This window comes from Fictibacillus arsenicus (assembly GCF_001999465.1).
Taxonomy (GTDB): domain Bacteria; phylum Bacillota; class Bacilli; order Bacillales; family Fictibacillaceae; genus Fictibacillus; species Fictibacillus arsenicus.
Genome location: NZ_MQMF01000096.1, coordinates 1 through 500 on the forward strand (window position 1 = coordinate 1; position 500 = coordinate 500).

The window sequence follows — 500 nt, forward strand, 5'->3', positions numbered from 1 at the left end:
GACGGCGGCCCGGTTCGTCGCGCTCGGCCCGCGCCTGTTCGAGGTCCAAGCTCGATCCCGTGGCCGTCCGGCCCGCCGGTCGGCTCTGCGGCGAGCCGGGGCGGTCCATCAAGGCCTGCGCATCCAGTGCACTGGTGACGAGCGTGGCGTGGCGGTCTTGGATCAGCATGTGTGGTCCCGTGCTCGCAGCGCTCGTAACCGGTCCGGGCACCGCACCCACGCCGCGGCCCAGGCGGAGCGCGTGCTCGGTCGTGACGAGCGCACCCGAGCGCGCCCCAGCCTCGGGCACGATCGTCGCCGCAGACAACGCCGCGAGCACCCGGGAACGGGCCAGGAAACGGGAGCGCGTCGGTGCGGCACCGGGCGGCTGCTCCGAGACCACCGCCCCGACAGCGCGGATCGTGTCCAGCAGCTCAGTGTTGCCGCGCGGATAGTTCCGGTCGATCCCTCCCGCCAGCACCGCGATCGTGCTCCCACCCGTGCTCAGAGCGGCGCGATGC

The 500-nt window shown here is 73.6% G+C and carries 1 protein-coding gene; it reads right to left on the reverse strand.

Annotated elements, in window-relative coordinates:
* Nucleotides 1–500: DNA-processing protein DprA (locus tag UN64_RS21985; protein WP_171979000.1), on the reverse strand; the 500-nt coding region annotated here is incomplete at both ends.